The organism is Collinsella vaginalis (assembly GCF_900176655.1).
In the GTDB taxonomy this organism is placed as follows: Bacteria; Actinomycetota; Coriobacteriia; order Coriobacteriales; family Coriobacteriaceae; genus Collinsella; species Collinsella vaginalis.
The window spans coordinates 267,445-271,777 of the sequence record NZ_LT838842.1; the positions used below are offsets into that span (position 1 = coordinate 267,445).

4 protein-coding genes and 2 pseudogenes are annotated in these 4,333 nt (G+C 68.9%); 5 read left to right on the forward strand and 1 reads right to left on the reverse strand.

The window, feature by feature from the left end:
• Together CAP13_RS09790 and CAP13_RS01140 are read left to right on the forward strand one after the other, a co-directional pair.
• On the forward strand, positions 1-335 hold a 335-nt coding region (locus tag CAP13_RS09790; RefSeq protein WP_218775280.1), incomplete at its 5' end, for a hypothetical protein.
• Positions 332-1,159 carry an FhaA domain-containing protein gene (locus CAP13_RS01140; RefSeq protein ID WP_143764858.1) on the forward strand — a complete coding sequence of 276 codons (828 nt, stop codon included), beginning with the start codon at positions 332-334 and terminating at the stop codon, positions 1,157-1,159. The genes CAP13_RS09790 and CAP13_RS01140, both read left to right, overlap by 4 nt.
• On the opposite strand, the pseudogene CAP13_RS01145 reads toward CAP13_RS01140, so the two are convergent.
• Positions 1,120-1,272 (reverse strand): annotated as a pseudogene (locus tag CAP13_RS01145) (hypothetical protein); the annotation flags it as partial. The gene CAP13_RS01140 and the pseudogene CAP13_RS01145 overlap by 40 nt on opposite strands.
• 307 nt (positions 1,273-1,579) lie before the next feature.
• On the opposite strand from CAP13_RS01145, the pseudogene CAP13_RS01150 reads away from it, so the two are divergent.
• The 3 genes and pseudogenes from CAP13_RS01150 to CAP13_RS01160 form a co-directional block, all read left to right on the forward strand.
• A pseudogene (locus CAP13_RS01150) lies at positions 1,580-2,185 on the forward strand (serine/threonine-protein kinase); the annotation flags it as partial.
• A gap of 52 nt (positions 2,186-2,237) precedes the next feature.
• Entirely contained in the window at positions 2,238-2,987 is a 750-nt protein-coding gene (locus tag CAP13_RS01155) for a protein phosphatase 2C domain-containing protein (RefSeq protein ID WP_085829840.1), read from the forward strand.
• Positions 2,984-4,333, forward strand: a 1,350-nt coding sequence (locus CAP13_RS01160; RefSeq protein WP_143764867.1) for an FtsW/RodA/SpoVE family cell cycle protein, incomplete at its 3' end; no start/stop codon positions are given. The genes CAP13_RS01155 and CAP13_RS01160, both read left to right, overlap by 4 nt.

A 4,333-nucleotide genomic window follows, 5' to 3' on the forward strand; every position in this document is an offset into this window, starting at 1 on the left:
GCTTCGTCGACGCCGCCTCGGCCCTCGGATCGCCTGCGGTCTGGGTTGCGGCCCTGGGGCTCGCAGGCGCGGCGGCGGCCGTCTCGATCCTGCTCAGGCGGGCCTGGGACGCACGGCGGGAGGGGCGCGGCGACCGGGGCTACCTCGTCGCCTACCTGCTGCCCTGCCTCGTCGTCCCGGCGCTCGGCGCTCTTGCAAACCATATGGAAATTGCCCCCGCGAGCCCTGAGCAGACTGCCATGGCGATCGGCGTCGGCATCCTATCCTCTATACTCGTTTGGATATGCGTATTCTCGCTCGGTATGAGAGTTGAACCGGAAGGTGATCGTTCGTGAACTTCCTGAGCGTCTTCGAGAACCGCGTCTCGGGCATCTTCGGTGCCACGCGCGCGCCCTTCTCGTTCAAGAAACTCGCAAAGCAGGCTGCGGGCGAGATGGAAGACCAGACCCTGGTGATCAACGGGGTCACCACCGCCCCGGCCCTCTACACCGTCCTCGTCGCCAATGAAGACGATCCGCTCCTGGCGCCCTTCTACCCCGACCTCTCCCGTGAGGTCGCCGAGCTCATGAAGGCGCAGGCCAACAAGAAACGCTACACCTTCGTCGGCGAGCCGCTCGTCCGCTTCATGATCGACCCATCGCTCAAGAGCGGTCGCTTCTCGGTGTTCGCGGAGAACGTCGACGCGCCCACGCTCGGACGCCTGTACGAGGAGGAGCGTGCCTACCAGCGCGGCCTCTCCGGCGCGACTCCCGCGCGCAGCCAGCGCCCCGAGGCGCCCTCCCCGTCTCCCGCCCCGCTCGCCGGACGGCCCTCCGCCGCGGTGGGCGATCCGTTCGCGGCCGATCCCTTCGGCCCGGGCGCCGAGGCGTCCGTGCCCGTCCCCCAGACCATGCTCCGCGAGCAGATGCCCGGGATGGGCGGCGCCGCAGCAACGGGCGCGGCCATGGGGGGCATCGCCGCCAACATGGCGAACGCCCGCACGCCCCAGCAGCAGGCGGCGCCCCTGGCCGAGATCGTCGATGTCGTCACCGGCGAGGGCATCCGCATCGACCGGGCCCGCGCGNCGGGGGATCCGGCCGCCTTGCCGCACAGCAGGGCCTTCGCCAGGATGCGCGCCATGGTGGTCTTGCCCGTGCCGCGCGGGCCGCAGAAGAGGTAGGCGTGCGAGAGGCGGCCCTCGGTGACGGCGTTCCTGATCGTCGAGACGATGTGCTCCTGACCAACGACGCTCTCGAAGGTGAGCGGGCGGTAGGTGCGGTAGAGCGACTCCATGGGACCCTCCTCGTGGGGTGGGGTGAGCGATGCGCGGCCGGGTCCCGGAGGACCGATGCCGTGCGCCTATGATACCGCCTCGCGCGGACGGCCGGCGAAGCCCGACGGGGACGCTTGAGGCCGACGAGGCGCGTCCTCGGTTTTCGCACGGCCTCGCGGGTCTTCGGGAACATCGGCATCCCCGCGCCCGGACGGATCTGGATCGGCGATACCACAGGAGCGCTTCACATCGCCGCACATCCTCCATGGTAAAATGCCGCGGATAGCCTATCTGCACCTGAAACGAACCTGAAAGGCTTGACGCTCCATGCCCTTTTTCAGCCAGCAGCGCCCCGAGCGCCCACATCTCCAGGCGGAGCCCGCGCCGGCCCCGAGTCCTGCTGGCACGGCCGCATTCCAACTCTTCAAACGCTACCGGCCGCTCGAGACGCGGGCAGCCGGCGGCTTCGGCAGCGTCGAGATCTGCCTCGACAAGCGCCTGCAGCGCCGCGTGGCCATCAAGCGCATGCCGCTCGGGGCCGATGCCGCGGGAACCCCGCGCCAGAGTACTGCGGCCGCGCTCAGCGAAGCGCGCACCGCGAGCATGCTGCAGCACCCCCATATCGTGTCCGTCATCGACTTCAGCTACGACATCGCCCACGCCTACCTGGTTATGGAGTACGTGGACGGCATGAGCCTCGAGGAGTTCCTCGCGGCCGTGGAGGGCCATTCCCTCACCTACGACGAGGCCGCCGCCATCGCCGACGCCCTGGTGTCGGCCCTCGCCTACGCGCATGAGAATCGCGTGCTCCACCTCGACATCAAACCCGCGAACGTCCTCATAGACCGCAACGGCCACGTGAAGCTCACGGACTTCGGCATGGCCTCGCTCGCGAGCGCCGCGGGCTTCGGCGGGGCGCGCGGCGGCACCGTGGGCTACATGGCNCATCCGCGTCACGCGCGACCACTCCTATGTCGAGGAGCTCGTGGACGCCGGCGAGATCACCGCCGACGAGGCCCGCGTCCACCCCAACCGCTCCGTCATCACCCGGGCCCTCGGCTCGGATCCGAACATGTACGCCGACCACTTCCAGATAGGCGTCGAGACCGGGGACCGGCTCATCCTCTGCTCGGACGGGCTCTCGAGCATGATCCCGGACGGCGAGATCGAGCGCATCGCCGTCCAGTCGACCACTGCGCAGATCTGCACGGACAACCTCGTGGACGCCGCGCTCGCCGCGGGCGGCACCGACAACGTCACCGTGGTCGTGGTCGACCTCGTGGACGACGGGAAGCTCAAGGCCGCCCTCGGGCGCAGGCGCCGTCGCGCCCTCATCGCGCTCAGCGCGCTCCTCGCCGTCATCATCCTCGGCGGCATCATCACCTTCACCTCGATCACCGGCTCGGTCTACCTCGGGGCCCACAACGGCGTCGTGGCCATCTACACCGGCGTGCCTGGCAGCTTCATGGGGCTCGACCTGCACTGGCTGAGCGATGAATCGACCGTGCACCTCCATGACCTGCCGGAAGACACCCAGAACCGTCTGGCTGAAGGCATCCCGCAGGACAGCATGGACGCCGCGATCGAGACCATATCCAAGTACCGCAAGCAGATCTACGAGGAGCAGAGCAAGGCCGCCCAGAGCGCGTCTAACCTGCGCGCTGGCGCAACCGAGGACGCGGCCGGCGCCACCTCCTCGGAGACGACTTCGACCGAAGGGGGTGGTGCCCAGTGAGCAGCCGCCGCAACACCGAGCTCTTCCTGCTCATCGCCGCCGCGTTCCCCGTGGTGCTCCTGTACGCCATGTACATCACGACCATAGGCGGGGCGGTCTCGTTCCAGACCCTCGCCGTGCCGCTCGGCCTCTTCGCCGCCTTCGCCGCGGCCCACATCGCCGTGCGCGTCTTCGCCCCCGGTGCGGACCCGGCGATCCTGCCCGTCGTCTTCCTGCTGTCGGGCATCGGCATCACCTTCGTGACCCGCCTCGACGCCGACCTCGGCCTCTCGCAGCTCATGATCCTGTTCGCCTCCATCGCGCTGATGGTGGGCACCCTCGCCGTCGTGCGCAACCTCGACATGGTCAAGCGCTACAAGTACACCCTCGGCATCGCCGGCATCATCCTGCTTGTGCTGCCGATGTTCATCGGCACCGAGATCTACGGCTCCAAGCTCTGGATCCGCGTGCCGGGGCTCGGCACCATCCAGCCCGGTGAGTTCGCCAAGGTGCTCATCGTGCTCTTCCTGGCCGGTTACCTCTCTGAGAACCGCGAGCTGCTCTCGCTCTCCAACCGCACGATCCTGGGCTTCAAGGTCCCGCGCCTGAGGCTGCTCGCTCCCCTCTTCGTCGTCTGGGGCATCTGCATGCTCGTCGTCGTCTTCGAGCGCGACCTCGGCTCCGCCCTGCTCTTCTACACGATCTTCCTGGTGATGCTCTACGTGGCAACCGGCCGCGTCTCCTATGTGATCATCGGCCTTCTGATGCTCGCCGTGGGCGCGGTGGGCGCCTACCACTTCCTCGGACACGTCCAGGTGCGCTTCGATATCTGGCTGGACCCGTTCGCCGACGCCCAGGATCGCGGCTTCCAGCTCGTGCAGTCGCTCTACTCGCTCGCCGACGGCGGGCTCGCGGGCGTGGGCGTGGGCCGCGGCATGGCGACCCTGATCCCCGTCGTCGAGTCCGACTTCATCTTCTCGGCCATCGGCGAGGAGATGGGCCTGCTCGGCGGCGCTGCGGTGCTCCTGCTCTTCATGCTCTTCGCCGTGCGCGCCCTCACCACCGCCGCGCGTGCCAAATCCGACCTCGCGGCCTTCACCGCGGCCGGCCTCACCGCGGCCATCTCCTTCCAGGCCTTCCTCATCGTCGGAGGCGTCACCCGCCTGATCCCGCTCACCGGCGTGACCCTGCCCTTCATGAGCCAGGGCGGCTCCTCGCTGCTCGCGAGCTTCGTCATCGTCGCCCTGCTCCTGCGCGCCGGCGACGAGGCCACCGGCCGCGACACCGAGCTCACGGGGACCGGCGTCATGGCGGCCCAACCGGTCGCCGGGGCGGTTGGCGTGAGCGGGGTCGGCACGCGCATCTTC